This is a genomic window from Pseudomonas sp. NPDC099000 (assembly GCF_044759925.1).
Lineage (GTDB): Bacteria > Pseudomonadota > Gammaproteobacteria > Pseudomonadales > Pseudomonadaceae > Aquipseudomonas.
On sequence record NZ_JBIWAF010000002.1, the window covers coordinates 167731 to 183099 of the forward strand.

The following is a 15369-nucleotide window of genomic DNA, read 5'->3' on the forward strand; positions in this document are numbered from 1 at the left end:
CACGTCCAACCTCGCGAGGGCAGTTTGTCTAAAGGTATCGCTTTATCGGTCTCGGCCTCGGTGCTGTTTGCCGTCATGTATTACTACACCTCGTTGCTCACGCCCCTGAGCGGCGTAGAGATTTTCGGCTGGCGCATGCTGCTGACCGTGCCGTGCATGACCGTGTTCATGGTGGTTTCCGGCGAATGGAAACGCGTGGTCGAGATTTTTCGGCGCATCGCCGGGAATCGGAAATTGATCGCCGGCCTGGTCGCCTCCTCGGCCCTGCTCGGCGTGCAGCTTTGGCTGTTCATGTGGGCGCCGCTCAACGGCTACAGCCTGGATGTGTCGCTCGGCTATTTCCTGTTGCCGCTGACCATGGTGCTGACCGGGAGGATCGCCTATGGCGAGCGTCTTTCGTATCTGCAAAAAATCGCCGTGGTGCTGGCCTGCCTTGGCGTGATCAACGAGGTGTATCAGGTCGGTGGTTTTTCCTGGGCGACCTTGCTGGTCTGCATCGGCTATCCCCTGTATTTCATCCTGCGCAAGCGCCTGGCCGCCGACAATCTTGGCGGTTTATGGCTGGACATGGCGTTGACGCTGCCGGTGGCGTTCTGGTTCGTGCAGAGTGGCGAACAGGGTTTCGGCGTGTTCGATCAACACCCGTGGTTGTCGCTGCTGATCCCGATACTCGGGGTGATCAGCGCGTCGGCGCTGGTGGTCTACATCATCGCCAGCCGGCTGCTGCCGTTCAGTCTGTTCGGGCTATTGAGTTATGTAGAACCGGTGTTGTTGCTGGGCGTTGCGTTGCTGCTTGGGGAAAGCATCAAGCCCGGGGAATGGTTGACCTACATTCCGATCTGGTTGGCGGTGGTGGTGCTGGTGTTTGAAGGGTTCAAGCATTTGATGCGCCAGCGCAGGCCTTAAGCCGCGCACAAAACCAAATGTAGGAGTGAGCCTGCTCGCGATAGCGCCTTCACATTCAACATCAATGTTGACTGAAAGATAGCTATCGCGAGCAGGCTCACTCCTACAGGTTTAGCGGTGAAGCGATTTATTCGGTAGCGAGTACGCCACGACGAACCTGATCACGCTCGATCGATTCGAACAGTGCCTTGAAGTTACCTTCGCCGAAACCATCGTCGCCTTTACGCTGGATGAATTCGAAGAACACCGGGCCCATCAGGGTTTCCGAAAAGATCTGCAGCAGCAGACGCTTGTCGCCTGACTCGGACGAACCGTCCAGCAAGATCCCGCGCGATTGCAGTTGATCGACCGGCTCGCCGTGGTTCGGCAGGCGGCCTTCGAGCATTTCGTAGTAGGTTTCCGGTGGCGCGGTCATGAAGCGCATGCCGATGCTTTTCAGGTGATCCCAGGTCTTGATCAGGTCATCGCTGAGGAAGGCCACGTGCTGGATGCCCTCACCGTTGAACTGCATCAGGAACTCTTCGATCTGCCCGGCGCCCTTGGACGATTCTTCGTTCAGCGGGATGCGGATCATGCCGTCCGGGGCGGTCATGGCCTTGGAGGTCAGGCCGGTGTATTCGCCCTTGATGTCGAAGTAACGGATCTCACGGAAGTTGAACAGTTTCTCGTAGAAGTTGGCCCAGTACGCCATGCGACCGCGATACACGTTGTGGGTCAGGTGATCGATGATTTTCAGACCGGCGCCGACCGGGTTGCGATCAACACCTTCGATGAACACGAAGTCGATGTCGTAGATCGAGCTGCCTTCGCCAAAACGGTCGATCAGGTACAGCGGCGCGCCGCCAATGCCTTTGATCGCCGGCAGGTTCAGTTCCATCGGGCCGGTTTCGATGTGGATCGGCTGGGCGCCGATTTCCAGCGCGCGCTTGTAGGCCAGTTGCGAATCCTTGACGCGGAACGCCATGCCGCACACCGACGGGCCGTGCTCGGCCGCGAAGTACGAAGCAACACTGTGCGGTTCGTTGTTGAGGATCAGGTTGATCTGGCCCTGGCGATACAGGTGCACGTCTTTGGAGCGGTGGGTCGCGACCTTGGTGAAGCCCATGATCTCGAAGATCGGCTCCAGGGTGTTTGGGGTCGGCGATGCGAGCTCGATGAATTCAAAGCCCATCAGGCCCATTGGGTTTTCGTATAAATCTGCCATTTTGGCGCCTCATCATTTTTTAGAATTAACGGAACGTTAGTTGCTAAGAATGCTGAAGCCGGCGGGTGGCGCGCAGGAGATGCCCCGCACGCTGCGGGCGAGGAAGTCACCGTAGATCAATTGAAACCCGAAACTTTTCATTGTCGACCCAAGGCTGATGCGGGCGAGGCTTCTGCTGGCAGAAGACGATTATTATTGTATGCGTAACCCGATTCTACACAGCGTAAATAGGTTTGTCCGCCTTCTGTATCAAATCCCCTTTTTCCCTGATCGCGCAAGGGGTTTGTTGCACAGGAAAATCCCCGCAAGAATCAGCCCGCCTCCCAGGCACATCGCCAGCGTCAACCGCTCGTCCAACAACAACGCGCCGAGGATCACGGCGGTCAGCGGATTCAAGGCAATGAACACACCCGAACGGGTCGCGCCAATCTGGCGAATGCCGTCGTAATAGGCGATGTAGGCCAGTGCCGAGCCCAGCACGCCCAGGTACATCAGGCTCAACCATTGTTGCAGACCTAGACTGATAAGCGCGCTGACGCTCAGTTCACCACTTACCGCGCTGGTCACCCATAGCATCAACGTGCCCAGCAAAATCGAATACGTCACCGTCTGCACCGGCCCCAGCGAGTGGTTCAGCTCTTTGGAGCACAGCGAGTAGATCCCCCAACCGAGCACGCAGCCGAAAATCAGCAGGTCACCGATCCAAGCGTCGGCAGTGCCGGCCAGCAACTGCGGGTTGCGGCTGACAATCACCAGACTCGCCCCGGCGATGCACACCGCGATCCCGATCACCTTCGCCCGACTCAAGCGCTCCTTGAACAGCAGCCACGACGCCAGCCCGATCACGGCGGGGTTCAGCGCCACAATCAACGACGCTCGCGAAGCGTTGATGTAATGCAGTCCATAAAAGAAGCACAGGTTGTAGAAGAAGATGCCGAAGAACCCCAGCAGCGCCAGTTGCAACCATTGCCTGGGGCTCGGTTTCGCCAGTGGCACGCGGGCCAGCAGCAGAAACAGCAGCAACGCCACGCTGGCCAGGAGAAATCTCAGACTGGACGCGAACAAAGGGCTGAGGCTGTCCGCAAGAAACCGGCCGGCCACGAAGGTCCCGCCCCAGATCATGGTGACAGCGGCGAGTTTCAGGTAAACCGGTACGTCCGATGACGTTGTTTGCACATAGGAATTCATAGGGCGTCAGAACCGAAATCAGGGGGAGATGCCGTATCATTCGACTAATGCTCGATCATCGTAAAATGAGTAAAAACTCATGACCCTGACACAACTCGAGATTTTCTCGCTGGTCGCGGAACTGCGCGGCTTCACGGCGGCGGCCAATCGGTTGGGGATTTCCCAATCGGCGGTGTCGCATGCCCTGAAATCGCTGGAACAGGAATTGGGGGTCGAATTATTCCGGCGCCACCAGTCCCAAGTCGAGCTGAGCGATATCGGCGAACAGCTCTTGTCGCGCGCCCGGGCGATGCTCGGGCTAGCCAACACTTTGCGTCAGGAAGCCGCTGATGCTCGCGGGATGAAACGCGGCACCCTGCGCATCGGCTCGTTCGGTCCGACCTCATCGATCAAACTGCTGCCGCAGATCCTGCAGCACTACCGCGCCGCTCATCCCGGTATCGAAGTCCACATCGACGAAGGTCCGGACCGACAGATTATCCAGTGGCTGGAAGAGCGACGAATCGATATCGGCTTCGTGGTGCTGCCCGAAGATCGCTTCGACACCTTCGCGCTGATTGAGGACCAGATGGTCGCGCTGCTGCCCTCCGATCATCTGCTGGCGGGTCGCGACAGCTTGAGCTTGAGCGACTTGTGTAACGACCCGTTCGTGCTGACCGAAGCCGGGTCTTCGGAGCTGGTTTCACGGCTGTTCAGTGCGGCCCGGCTGACACCGAACATCCGTTATCGCTGCTCGCAGTTGCTCAGCACCCTCGACACTGTGGGCCGTGGCGATGCCGTGACCCTGATCGCCGAAGGTTCGTTGCCCGACGACAACGACAGCCGCTACGTGAAAAAACCGCTGTCGCCATCCGTCAATCGACAGGTGGGTCTGGCGGTGCTTGACCAGCGTCAGTCGTCGCCCGCAACGCTGGCGTTTATCCAGCTGGCTGCAAACCTTGACTATCGTTGAGCGGCATAAGTATCGACGGCCATCTATCATGCCCATCACCTGAACTCTTTATGGGAGGCGTGCCCTTGTCCTCCCAGCATTTGAGAGCCGTATCTCATCCTCACAGGCTTTGCGAATGCCACTGAACGCCAAAACCCGCCGCAAACGCGGCAATCGAATGGCTGTAACCATTTTGAGCGGGTTGCTCCCGGTGCTGTTGGGCGTTGTCATCCTCTATATGCAGGCTGAGCGTGCGCTCAAGCAGAGCACCGAGCTGACGGCCGAAGAAGCCATCCGCCAATTCGAATTGATGCTCGACAATAACGCCCAGGCCGCACGGGAACTGTTGCCGCTGGCCGGCCAAAGCTGCAATGACGTCAAATTGGCCTTACGTGAACAGGTCACCCGCGGTCCATTCGTGCGCGCGACGAACCTGGTGTGGGACGACAGCATCTATTGCAGTTCTTTGTTCGGTGACTACCAGGAAAAGCTCAATGCCGGCAATTACTCCAAAGGTCGGTTGCTACTGATGAAAGGCAACCTGGTCACGCCCGACACCGCGATATTGGTGTATCGGCTCAGTGAGGGAAAACAGGGGGCTTTGAGTACGCTGGACGGTTATCACTTGAGTAACGTGCTGCGCATGATTGGTCGCAAGACGATCCTGTTGCTGCAAGTCGGTCCCAACTGGTTATCCGCCGACGGCAAGGTTCACGAAGATGCCCTGCCCGTCCTGCCCGTGGCCGAGAGCAAACTGACGTCCACGCGTTATGGCTTTACGGTCGCAGCCGGTTTCCCCGAGGGTGAAACCTGGCGCTACATGAGCAGCGAGTACCCGCCGCTATTCAGTTTGCTGATCTTCTTCGGCGTGGTATCGAGCGCTATTGGGCATGTGCTGCAACAGCGCTCGTCGTCCCCCAGCAGCGAATTGCAGCGCGCGCTGGAGGCAGCAGAGTTTGTACCGTATTTCCAACCCGTGGTGCATGGCGATACGAAAGCGTGGTCCGGAGCCGAAGTGTTGATGCGCTGGAATCATCCGAAGGAAGGCCTGGTGCGCCCGGACCTGTTCATTCCTTTTGCCGAGCATTCCGGGTTGATCGTGCCGATGACCCGCTCGTTGATGCGACAGACTGCCGCGTTGTTGGCGCCTGCTGCGTCCTCGTTCGACGGGCCGTTCCACATCGGCATCAACATCACCGCCAGCCACTGCAAGGACCTGGAACTAGTCGAGGACTGTCGGGAGTTTCTCAGTGCTTTCGCGCCGGGCGCCGTCAACCTGGTGCTGGAGTTGACCGAGCGCGAACTGATCGAGCCGACGGCCATCACGCACCAACTGTTCGAGCAGCTTCACGCCTTGGGCGTCTTGATCGCTATCGATGATTTTGGCACGGGTCACTCAAGCCTTGGTTATCTGCGACAGTTCAATGTGGACTTCCTGAAAATCGATCAGAGCTTTGTCGCGATGATCGGCGTTGACGCACTTTCCCGGCACATTCTGGACAGCATTATCGAACTGTCGGCCAAGCTCGATCTGGGGATCGTCGCCGAGGGCGTGGAAACCGAGGAGCAAAGTGACTATCTGGCCGCACACGGCGTGAACTTTCTGCAAGGTTATTTGTTCGGTCGACCGATGCCCGGAGCCGAATTCATTAATGCATTAAGGCACCATTAACCTGCGGTTTTAAGCGACAAGGCAACCAAGCGGCGCACCAAATTGAATCAAAAAACTACTGTTGTTACATGAAGAAAAAGACAGGATTTACTCTTGGCCAATTAACTACTACAATTTTTCATGCCTGTGCAAGATTGGCAGGTGAGCCACTATCACCGAGTCGCTTCAAGGCTCTTGGCTTATAGCTTTGTTTGCGGTTGGTATCAGCCAAACACACTATTGGAGTAATGAATTTGTCCAGACTCGCTGAATTTCGTGCCGCTGAAAAGGCCCTTCAAGAACAGCTCAAGCAGCTGGAATCCCTGAAGAATGATGCCGGGCTCAAGAAAGAAATCGAATTCGAAGAAAAGCTCCAGGGGCTGATGAAAACCTACGGCAAAAGCCTGAAGGACATCATCGCCATCCTCGATCCGAACCCGGCAAAATCCGGTCTGCAGGCAGCAGCCCCTAAAACCCGCCGCGCTCGTGTGGTCAAGGTTTATCACAACCCGCACACCGGTGAGCTGATTGAAACCAAGGGCGGCAACCACCGCGGCCTGAAAGCCTGGAAGGAACAGTACGGTGCCGCTACCGTAGATTCCTGGCTGCGAGGCTAAGCACTCGCGGTGATAAAAAAAGCCCTGCCAATGCAGGGCTTTTTTTATGGGCGCCCTCTAAATGCAACCAGGGGAGTCGTTCAACTCGCTACTTGCCGACTGAACTTTTGCTTAATCCGTTTGGGTATCTAAAGATTTCAGATGACGCTGAATTCTGCAGGCACGCAAACCATAACTAAAGTTTCAAGCTGTTACGAGCCGCCGCTATTTCGCCCTCACTTGCCTTATAAGCCTCAGCCTGCCCCGCGTAGGAAAGAACATAGGCCTTATCGACATCCACCGCCGCGACCAATGTTTGCGACAGCACATGTCGACCATTCTGTGTAATCGTGCAGGTAGTTTCCAATCCCGATAAGCGGCTCAAGGTCGCCGGATGAATTTTGTTGCAGACACTTTGATAGCCGCCTTGAAAAAAGTCCTTCTGCACCGACTTGCGCATTTCGAGCAACACGCCCTCCAGATTGACCTGATGTCCCCTTTCTACTTGGGTCATGGTCAACTCCATCACCATCACCGGTGTGCCACCCTCATCGTTTTTCACTGCGCGCTGGCGTGAAACCGTTGAATGGGCGTCATCCTGCGGAATAGCCTCGACCACCCAGCCCTCTGGCCAGGTCACCACCGGCGCATCCGCATGAGCACTGGCAACGACTGAAAGCAGACAGAACAGGACGAAAGTCCATTTACAGAATCGGATCATTGCAATGAGCACTCACGGATTGAACCGTAAAGTCTGAGCCTCACCCGTCCGTCAGGCAATAGCCGACTGTTTGCGTTTGGTGATGTCCCAGCCGTTGCGTATCATTGTCGCCATTCGTTAGCCCCACTTATTTTCCGGAGGGCCCATGAGCCTGCACGAATTGAACACTTTCCCCGGCGTGACCGCTCAACCTGACACCGCCACCCAGAAGTTCGTCTTCAACCACACCATGCTGCGGGTCAAGGACATCACCCAGTCCCTGGATTTCTACACGCGCATCCTGGGTTTTTCGCTGGTGGAAAAACGCGACTTCCCGGAAGCCGAATTCAGTCTGTATTTCCTGGCACTGGTCGATAAAAACCAGATTCCGGCCGAGGCCGCCGCCCGTACCGAGTGGATGAAATCGATCCCTGGCATTCTCGAGCTGACGCACAACCACGGCACCGAGAACGACGCGGATTTCGCCTACCACAACGGCAACACCGACCCGCGCGGTTTCGGCCATATCTGCATCTCTGTGCCGGACATCCGCGCGGCCTGCGAACGTTTCGAAGCGCTGGGCTGCGATTTCCAGAAACGCCTGAATGATGGCCGTATGAAGAGCCTGGCGTTTATCAAAGACCCGGATGCGTACTGGGTTGAAATCATCCAGCCGGCCCCGCTCTAATCCCATCACAAATCCCTGGGAATGTGTGAAACACAAAAAAACCCCATGATCGCTCATGGGGTTTTGTGTTTTCAGCGTTGGCGTTTAAGCCGGCGCGGAAGTGCGGATCAGGTGATCGAATGCGCTCAGCGAAGCCTTGGCGCCCTCGCCCACTGCAATCACGATCTGCTTGTACGGCACGGTAGTCACGTCACCGGCAGCGAACACGCCCGGCATCGACGTTTCACCACGGGCATCGACGATGATCTCGCCGCGCGGCGACAGTTCGATGGTGCCTTTGAGCCAATCGGTGTTGGGCAACAAACCGATCTGTACGAAGATCCCTTCCAGCTCTACGTTAAGCAGTTCATCGGACTGACGATCCTTGTAACGCAGGCCGTTGACCTTCTGACCGTCGCCCAGCACTTCAGTGGTTTGCGCACTGGTGATCACTGTGACGTTCGGCAGGCTGTGCAACTTGCGCTGCAAGACAGCGTCGGCGCGTAGCTGTACATCAAACTCCAGCAACGTGACGTGAGACACGATGCCCGCCAGGTCGATGGCTGCTTCGACGCCGGAGTTACCGCCGCCAATCACCGCCACGCGCTTGCCTTTGAACAGCGGACCGTCACAGTGCGGGCAATACGCCACGCCTTTGTTGCGGTATTGCTGCTCGCCCGGGACGTTCATTTCACGCCACCGCGCACCGGTCGCGAGGATCACGGTCCTGGCTTTCAGGGTCGCGCCGCTGGCGAAGTGGACTTCGTGCAACTCGCCATTCTTGCCCGGCACCAGTTTGTCGGCGCGCTGCAGATTCATGATGTCGACGTCGTATTGCTTGACGTGTTCTTCCAGCGCTACCGCCAGTTTCGGGCCTTCGGTTTCCTGCACGGAGATGAAGTTCTCGATGGCCATGGTGTCGAGCACCTGCCCACCAAAACGTTCAGCCGCCACACCGGTGCGAATGCCTTTACGAGCGGCGTAGATCGCGGCCGAAGCACCGGCCGGGCCACCGCCGACGACCAATACGTCAAAGGCTTCCTTGGCGCTGATTTTCTCGGCCTGGCGCTCGATGCCGCTGGTGTCGATCTTGGCGAGGATTTCTTCCAGGCCCATGCGGCCCTGACCGAAGTTCACGCCGTTGAGGTAAATGCTTGGCACGGCCATGATCTGACGATCATCGACTTCGGCCTGGAACAGCGCGCCGTCGATGGCGACGTGGCGGATGTTCGGGTTCAGTACCGCCATCAGGTTCAGCGCCTGGACCACGTCCGGGCAGTTCTGGCAGGACAGCGAGAAGTACGTCTCGAAGTTGAATTCGCCTTTGAGCGAACGGATCTGTTCGATCACTTCAACGCTGGCTTTCGAAGGGTGGCCGCCGACTTGCAGCAAGGCCAGCACCAACGAAGTGAATTCGTGGCCCATCGGGATGCCGGCGAAACGCAGGCTGATATCGGCACCCGGACGGTTGATCGAGAACGATGGTTTACGTGCGTCGTCACCGTTATCGAGCAAGGTAATTTGGCTGGAAAGACTGGCAACGTCTTTGAGTAACGCGAGCATTTCCTGGGATTTCGCACCGTCGTCGAGGGAGGCAACGATCTCGATCGGCTGGGTGACCCGTTCCAGGTATGACTTCAACTGGGCTTTAAGATTGGCGTCCAACATACGGGCGATTTCCTTTATTCGATTCGAAAAAAAACGCCCGAGCGAATCTCGCCCGGGCGTTTTTGAGGGCGGTTGCAGCTTACTTAGGTGCGGAAACCCGCCCTGATGATGCTTTCACAGACTTAGATCTTGCCGACCAGGTCCAGGGACGGAGCCAGAGTGGCCTCGCCTTCTTTCCACTTGGCTGGGCAAACCTGGCCTGGGTGAGCAGCGACGTATTGAGCAGCCTTGATTTTGCGCAGCAGCTCGGAAGCGTCACGGCCAACGCCGCCATCGTTCAGTTCAACGATTTTGATCTGGCCTTCAGGGTTGATCACGAAGGTGCCACGGTCAGCCAGGCCAGCATCTTCGATCAGCACGTCGAAGTTGCGGGAGATGGCGTGAGTCGGGTCGCCGATCATGGTGTACTGGATTTTGCCGATGGCTGGCGAAGTGTTGTGCCAGGCAGCGTGGGCAAAGTGGGTGTCAGTGGAAACGCTGTAGATCTCGACGCCCAGTTTCTGGAACGCGTCGTAGTTGTCAGCCAGGTCTTCCAGTTCGGTCGGGCAAACGAAGGTGAAGTCGGCTGGGTAGAAGAACACGACAGACCACTTGCCTTTCAGGTCAGCGTCCGACACTTTTACGAAGTCGCCATTTTTGAAGGCGTCAGCTTTGAACGGTTTAACTTGGCTGTTGATGATAGGCATCGATGACTCTCCGTCAGGGTTGAAAAGTTTGGTTGATAAGTTGATGGGGTGAATCCTACCCACTCGATCGCCGCCTGGCTCATTGGCAAAGCTCATGCTGCTGATTGGTTTTCGCTATTAGCGGACAGTATTAATAGAAGAAAACGGTATCTAGCGCGCCAATGGCTTTTCAGCGACCCGGGCCATCCCGAGAAACGGGCTGGCTTCAACATAGCGCATGGCTGACTTCACATCCTTCCAACCCACGTAACTCATCAACGATTTCAAATCCCAACCGCTCTGATGAGCCCAGCTGGCAAATCCACGTCGCAGGGAATGGCTGGTGTAGTGGTCGGCCGAAATGCCGGCACGTTCCAGGGCCTGGCGCAGCAAAGGGATCACGCTATTGGCGTGCAATCCCTCCTCGCTCAAATGGCCCCAGCGATCGATTCCGCGAAACACCGGCCCGCGGACCAGCGCAGCTTCGGTAATCCATTGGATGTAGGCGTTCACCGGGCAGAGGCGCTGCAGGGCCGGGGTCTGGTAAGTCTTGCCGAGGTTCTCGCGATCGCTCTTGCTGCGCGGCAGGTAGAGGGTGATGCCTGATCCGGCGCTCGCCTGCACGTGTTCAATCTGTACGCGGCATAACTCATCGCTGCGAAAGCCGCGCCAGAAGCCCAGCAAGATGAGCGCCGTGTCGCGCCTGGCGCGAAGCAAACCCGGCTGATCGTTTTGTGCCTTGGCGGTGTGCGCCTCCTGTTCCAGCCACACGACCACTTGCTCCAGATGCTGCAGCTGTAAGGGCTCGGCCTGTTTCTCCTGGGCTGGGTGCAGCGCCCGTATACCCTTGAAGACCTTGCGCACCACCGGCGACTTGGTGGGATCGGCGAAACCCTGGCTGTTATGCCATTGCGCCAGCGCGGACAAGCGCAGCTTCAACGTATTGATCGACAGCACGCCCGCATGGGCCACCAGGTAACGCGCCACGCTGTCGCTCGTCGCAGGCAGGAAACCACCCCAAATTACTTCGAAATGCTCGATGGCCGCCCGGTAGCTGCGACGCGTGTTGTCGCGGGTGGCGGCTTGCAGGTAGCGATCCAGATCGGTCATGGGCTCAGTTCTCAGAAACGTACGGCTTTAGCGGGGTTAAATCGGCCACTCGGTGTATCACACGGGGTAATACCAGTATATCCCGCATCAAGAACTTACATTTTTTATCTTCTAATTGAAGATGGTACACTGCGTACTTTAGTGGCATGTACCACAGTACGAAATCGTAGGAGAACACATGGCTCGTGGCGGCGTAAATAAAGCGGTGGTACAAGCGGCACGTTTGGCAATCCTCGCCCGTGGCGAAAACCCCAGCATCGACGCAGTACGGATCGAGATGGGCAATACCGGCTCAAAAACCACCATTCACCGCTATTTGAAGGAGCTGGATGACGGCAGCGAACGCACCGAAACGCCCTCAGAACCCATTGATGACGAGCTGGCAGGCTTAGTGGCGCGTCTGGCCCAGCGCCTCAAGGAGCAGGCGCAAGAACCGATTGACCAGGCGCGCGCGCAGTTCGATCAGCAACGAAAAGAGCTGGAAATCCAGCTGACTGAAGCCCGGCACGCCAACACTGAATTGCACCAGCAATACGAAATTCAAAGCCTGGCCCTGACTCAGGAGTCCGAAGCGCTGCACGAAACCCGCTCCATGCTGCAGACCGAGCAAACCCGCAACGCCGGACTGAACCAGGCGCTGGCCGATTTCGATTTACGCTTGCAAGACAAGGATGAGCAGATCCGCTCACTGGAAGAAAAGCACCTGCACGCGCGCGATGCACTGGAGCATTACCGTAACGCCATCAAGGAACAGCGCGAGCAGGAGCAGAGTCGCCACGAAGGGCAGGTGCAGCAGATTCAGATGGAATTGCGTCAGGCCCAGCAAAGCGCATTGGTGCGTCAGGACGAAATTACTCAACTGCACCGCGACAACGAGCGCTTGCTCACCGAAAACCGTGGAACGCTGCGCGAACTTGGGCTGCTGCAGGAGCAACTCAAACACACCCACAGCCGTCAGGATCAACTGCTGGAGCAGGTCAACCGCATCGACAGTGAACGCACCCTCCTCCAGGAACGCTTGCGTGCCGCGCTACTGGAAAGTCAGTCACTCAAGCAAAGCGTCGACGAGCAGTCGCAGATAAACAAAGCGCTGGAAATCGATTTGCTCAAGACTCAGGCGAGCCTCGATGAAAGCCTGCGCCTGGCCGCTGTCATTGCAACAGCGCCAGACGCATCAGAGAGCGAAAAGAACGATTAACCGGCAACCGGCGTGCGCATGGTGACGAACTCTTCGGCGGCCGTAGGATGCACACCGATGGTTTCGTCGAAATCGCGCTTGGTTGCGCCAGCCTTCAAGGCAATCGCCAGACCCTGAGCGATCTCACCGGCATCCGGCCCGACCATGTGGCAGCCAAGAACCTTGTCGGTCTTGGCATCCACCACGAGCTTCATCAGCGTGCGCTCCTGGCATTCGGTCAGGGTCAGCTTCATCGGCCGGAAACGGCTTTCGAAAATCTGCACCTCGTGGCCAGCTTCGCGCGCTTCTTCCTCGCTCAAGCCGACAGTGCCGATGTTCGGCAGACTGAACACCGCGGTCGGGATCATCTTGTAATCCACCGGGCGATATTGCTCAGGCTTGAACAAACGACGCGCCACGGCCATGCCTTCAGCCAGAGCGACAGGGGTCAATTGGACACGGCCGATCACATCGCCAAGCGCCAGGATCGACGGCTCCGCAGTCTGGTATTGATCATCGACCTCGACGAAACCTTTCTTGTCGAGTTTGACGCCGGTGTTTTCCAGCCCGAGATTGTCGAGCATCGGCCGGCGCCCGGTGGCGTAGAACACACAATCCGCCTCCAGCTCACGGCCATCCTTGAGCGTCACCTTCAGGCTGCCATCGGACTGCTTGTCGATGCGCTCGATGTCGGCGTTGAATTGCAGGTTCATGCCGCGCTTGGTCAGCTCCTCCTGCAAATGCTTGCGTACTGCACCGTCGAAGCCGCGCAGGAACAACTCACCGCGATACAACAACGTGGTCTCGGCGCCCAGCCCGTGGAAGATCCCGGCAAATTCGACAGCGATGTAACCGCCACCCACCACCAGAACACGCTTGGGCAGCTCTTTGAGGAAGAACGCCTGGTTGGAACTGATCGCGTGTTCATGGCCCGGAATCTCCGGGATCTGCGGCCAGCCGCCGGTCGCAATCAGGATGTTTTTAGCGGTGTGGCGCTCGCCATTGATTTCGACCGTGTTCGGGTCGACGATTTTGGCGTGGCCTTCATGCAAGGTCACTCCGCTGTTGACCAGCAAGTTGCGATAAATGCCATTCAGACGATTGATCTCGCGATCCTTGTTGGCGATCAGCGTTGCCCAATCAAACTTCGCTTCGCCCAGCGTCCAGCCAAAGCCCGAAGACTGATCGAAGTCTTCGGCGAAGTGCGCGCCGTAGACCAGCAACTTCTTCGGCACGCAGCCGACGTTCACACATGTACCACCCAGGTAGCGGCTCTCGGCCACAGCCACTTTTGCACCAAAACCGGCGGCAAAACGCGCTGCCCGTACACCGCCGGAACCGGCGCCAATAACATAAAGGTCAAAATCGTAGGCCATTTTCAATCTCCTCGGCAGGCAACCAGCATACCTGCAGACGTCCGTTGGGCAAGCGCTGCAAGCGATATGGGGGCGGAAAATGAAAAAGCCACCCGAAGGTGGCTTTTCAATACAAGTGGATCAGGCGCTATCAGTAAGCCTTGCCAGTCTTGTAGAAGTTCTCGAAGCAGAAGTTGGTCGCGTCGATGTAGCCTTCAGCGCCACCGCAGTCGAAACGCTTGCCTTTGAACTTGTAGGCCATGACGCAGCCGTTCTGGGCTTGCTTCATCAGGGCGTCGGTGATCTGGATTTCGCCACCCTTGCCTGGCTCGGTTTGTTCGATCAGGTCGAAGATGTCCGGGGTCAGGATGTAACGGCCGATGATTGCCAGGTTCGACGGTGCATCTTCAGGCTTTGGCTTCTCGACCATGCTGTGAACACGGTAGATGTCATCGCGGATCATCTCACCGGCAATCACGCCGTACTTGTGAGTTTCTTGCGGATCGACTTCCTGGATGGCAACGATCGAGCAGCGGAACTGCTTGTACAACTTGACCATCTGGGTCAGGACGCCGTCGCCTTCGAGGTTGACGCACAAGTCATCCGCCAGCACCACGGCGAAGGGTTCGTCGCCGATCAGTGGGCGACCGGTCAGAATCGCGTGGCCCAGGCCTTTCATTTCGGTCTGGCGGGTGTAGGAGAACGAGCAGTTGTCGAGCAGCTTGCGGATACCGACCAGGTATTTCTCTTTGTCGGTGCCCTTGATCTGGTTTTCCAGCTCGTAGCTGATGTCGAAGTGGTCTTCCAGGGCGCGTTTGCCGCGACCGGTGACGATGGAGATTTCAGTCAAACCAGCGTCCAGTGCTTCTTCGACGCCGTACTGGATCAGTGGCTTGTTTACCACCGGCAGCATTTCTTTGGGCATGGCTTTAGTCGCTGGCAGGAAGCGAGTACCGTAACCGGCTGCTGGGAACAAGCATTTCTTGATCATATAAGTCCTTGAAAGGGCTGTGTGTACGAGTTTCGGCGCAGTCTAATCAGGCGGCGCGCACCTTACAATGCCCCGCGCTGGCTAACCGATGCCATCATAGAGAAATATTCCCGCGGATAGTTCCATCCGCATTTTCACGCGGTCAAATCAGCGTAGCTCAAAGAGGCCGACAAACTGGACCACCATACGCTTATCGCCCCCCAATGCGAGCATTTGCCGGTATCATGGCGACTTTGAACCAGTGAACGAGACAGATAGATGACCGTAGCAAAAATCATCAACGGGTACACGGTCGACAAAGGAAAAGATGGCCAGTGGCACATTACCGCCGCAAATGGCGAAGATGTTTCCGGGCCGTTACCCAGCGAAGCGATGGCGATTGAAGTGGCGTCGGTGCTCGACTACACACCCCCCGCGCCGAAGCGACGCGGCAAGAGTCAGGACTGATCTCCTGCGGCACTCGCAGAGCCCTGCCATCCAGCAGGGCTTTTTTGTGGCGGGGTGCAAACAAGTGGCCATTCGCTATAACCTTTTGCTGCCTGCGCTGTCACAGGCTTAGC

General features: G+C 57.3%; 15 protein-coding genes. 7 read left to right on the forward strand and 8 right to left on the reverse strand.

Features of this window, described 5'->3' with window-relative positions; all coding sequences use genetic code 11:
• Positions 1–24 precede the first annotated feature (24 nt).
• Positions 25–906 carry an EamA family transporter RarD gene (gene rarD / locus ACIQV9_RS02990; protein WP_403097989.1) on the forward strand — a complete coding sequence of 294 codons (882 nt, stop codon included), beginning with the start codon at positions 25–27 and terminating at the stop codon, positions 904–906.
• 127 nt (positions 907–1033) lie between these two features.
• Here the strand turns inward: rarD and hppD are convergent, their stop codons facing one another.
• Complete coding sequence (gene hppD / locus ACIQV9_RS02995; protein ID WP_219093983.1) at positions 1034–2110, reverse strand: 4-hydroxyphenylpyruvate dioxygenase; 1077 nt, start codon at positions 2108–2110, stop codon at positions 1034–1036.
• A 249-nt stretch (positions 2111–2359) separates the two neighbouring features.
• On the reverse strand, positions 2360–3298 hold the full coding sequence (locus ACIQV9_RS03000) for a DMT family transporter (RefSeq protein ID WP_403097992.1): 939 nt from the start codon (positions 3296–3298) through the stop codon (positions 2360–2362).
• Between the two features lie 79 nt (positions 3299–3377).
• Here ACIQV9_RS03000 and ACIQV9_RS03005 point away from each other — a divergent pair, with 79 nt between their 5' ends.
• From ACIQV9_RS03005 to ACIQV9_RS03015, 3 genes are all read left to right on the forward strand, one after another.
• Positions 3378–4250 (forward strand): LysR family transcriptional regulator, encoded by an 873-nt coding sequence (locus ACIQV9_RS03005; RefSeq protein ID WP_403097994.1) that lies wholly within the window; start codon positions 3378–3380, stop codon positions 4248–4250.
• Positions 4251–4365: 115 nt separating this feature from the next.
• Entirely contained in the window at positions 4366–5901 is a 1536-nt protein-coding gene (locus ACIQV9_RS03010) for an EAL domain-containing protein (protein WP_403097996.1), read from the forward strand.
• Positions 5902–6134: 233 nt separating this feature from the next.
• A complete protein-coding gene (locus ACIQV9_RS03015) occupies positions 6135–6497 on the forward strand; it encodes a histone-like nucleoid-structuring protein, MvaT/MvaU family (protein ID WP_403097998.1) in 363 nt (120 codons plus the stop codon).
• Between the two features lie 175 nt (positions 6498–6672).
• On the opposite strand, the gene ACIQV9_RS03020 is transcribed toward ACIQV9_RS03015, so the two are convergent.
• Positions 6673–7197, reverse strand: coding sequence for a DUF4946 domain-containing protein (locus tag ACIQV9_RS03020; RefSeq protein WP_403098585.1), 525 nt, complete (start codon positions 7195–7197; stop codon positions 6673–6675).
• A 145-nt stretch (positions 7198–7342) separates the two neighbouring features.
• Between ACIQV9_RS03020 and gloA the strand changes: the two genes are divergently transcribed.
• Positions 7343–7864, forward strand: coding sequence for a lactoylglutathione lyase (gene gloA / locus ACIQV9_RS03025; protein WP_403098000.1), 522 nt, complete (start codon positions 7343–7345; stop codon positions 7862–7864).
• A gap of 84 nt (positions 7865–7948) precedes the next feature.
• On the opposite strand, the gene ahpF is transcribed toward gloA, so the two are convergent.
• The 3 genes from ahpF to ACIQV9_RS03040 form a co-directional block, all read right to left on the reverse strand.
• Positions 7949–9511 carry an alkyl hydroperoxide reductase subunit F gene (ahpF, locus tag ACIQV9_RS03030; protein ID WP_403098002.1) on the reverse strand — a complete coding sequence of 521 codons (1563 nt, stop codon included), beginning with the start codon at positions 9509–9511 and terminating at the stop codon, positions 7949–7951.
• A 122-nt stretch (positions 9512–9633) separates the two neighbouring features.
• Complete coding sequence (ahpC, locus tag ACIQV9_RS03035) at positions 9634–10197, reverse strand: alkyl hydroperoxide reductase subunit C (RefSeq protein WP_010460707.1); 564 nt, start codon at positions 10195–10197, stop codon at positions 9634–9636.
• A gap of 150 nt (positions 10198–10347) precedes the next feature.
• Positions 10348–11286 carry a site-specific integrase gene (locus ACIQV9_RS03040; protein ID WP_403098004.1) on the reverse strand — a complete coding sequence of 313 codons (939 nt, stop codon included), beginning with the start codon at positions 11284–11286 and terminating at the stop codon, positions 10348–10350.
• A gap of 178 nt (positions 11287–11464) precedes the next feature.
• Between ACIQV9_RS03040 and ACIQV9_RS03045 the strand changes: the two genes are divergently transcribed.
• Complete coding sequence (locus tag ACIQV9_RS03045) at positions 11465–12484, forward strand: DNA-binding protein (protein ID WP_403098006.1); 1020 nt, start codon at positions 11465–11467, stop codon at positions 12482–12484.
• Here the strand turns inward: ACIQV9_RS03045 and gorA are convergent.
• Both gorA and galU read right to left on the reverse strand, forming a co-directional pair.
• Positions 12481–13839, reverse strand: a complete 1359-nt coding sequence (gene gorA / locus ACIQV9_RS03050) for a glutathione-disulfide reductase (protein ID WP_403098008.1) — start codon at positions 13837–13839, stop codon at positions 12481–12483. The genes ACIQV9_RS03045 and gorA overlap by 4 nt on opposite strands.
• A gap of 130 nt (positions 13840–13969) precedes the next feature.
• Positions 13970–14809: a UTP--glucose-1-phosphate uridylyltransferase GalU gene (gene galU / locus ACIQV9_RS03055; RefSeq protein WP_010460715.1), complete on the reverse strand. Its 840-nt coding sequence runs from the start codon at positions 14807–14809 to the stop codon at positions 13970–13972.
• A 258-nt stretch (positions 14810–15067) separates the two neighbouring features.
• Here galU and ACIQV9_RS03060 point away from each other — a divergent pair, with 258 nt between their 5' ends.
• The gene (locus ACIQV9_RS03060; protein WP_094467303.1) at positions 15068–15256 is read left to right on the forward strand and encodes a hypothetical protein; all 189 of its coding nucleotides are present in this window, start codon (positions 15068–15070) and stop codon (positions 15254–15256) included.
• The last annotated feature ends 113 nt before the right edge of the window (positions 15257–15369 follow it).